The sequence below is a fragment of the Corallococcus sp. CA041A genome (genome assembly GCF_003612075.1).
GTDB lineage: Bacteria > Myxococcota > Myxococcia > Myxococcales > Myxococcaceae > Corallococcus > Corallococcus exiguus.
Genome location: NZ_RAWF01000633.1, coordinates 1 through 455, shown reverse-complemented (window position 1 = coordinate 455; position 455 = coordinate 1). Strand labels below are relative to the sequence as shown.

1 protein-coding gene is annotated in these 455 nt (G+C 53.8%); it reads left to right on the top strand.

The features are described from left to right. Positions 1-152 precede the first annotated feature (152 nt). Positions 153-455, top strand: a 303-nt coding sequence (locus tag D7V77_RS42550) for a redoxin domain-containing protein (RefSeq protein ID WP_147452383.1), incomplete at its 3' end; no start/stop codon positions are given.

The window sequence follows — 455 nt, the reverse complement described above, 5'->3', positions numbered from 1 at the left end:
GTCATTGTCCGGCAATGTGCGCATGCCTTCCACCTTGTTGTCAGCAAATGCCGGGCCTAATGACGAAAAGTGATGTTGTTGTGAATTTATAGTCGTTTTGGTTGGATGGCAATCTGGCTATAGTGGTTCCCAATCTGTGTATGGAGGACACGATGTCTCTACGTTTGGGCGATATCGCCCCTGATTTCGAGCAGGATTCAAGCGAAGGCCGCATCAAGTTTCATGAGTGGCTGGGCAACAGCTGGGGCGTGCTTTTCTCGCACCCGGCCGACTACACGCCCGTTTGCACCACCGAACTGGGCCTGACCGCCAAGCTGAAGGACGAATTTGCCAAGCGCAATGTCAAGGCGATTGCGCTGTCGGTCGATTCGGTCGAGTCCCACAAGGGCTGGATCAACGATATCAACGAGACGCAGAACACCAGCGTCAACTTCCCGATCATTGCCGATCCCGAT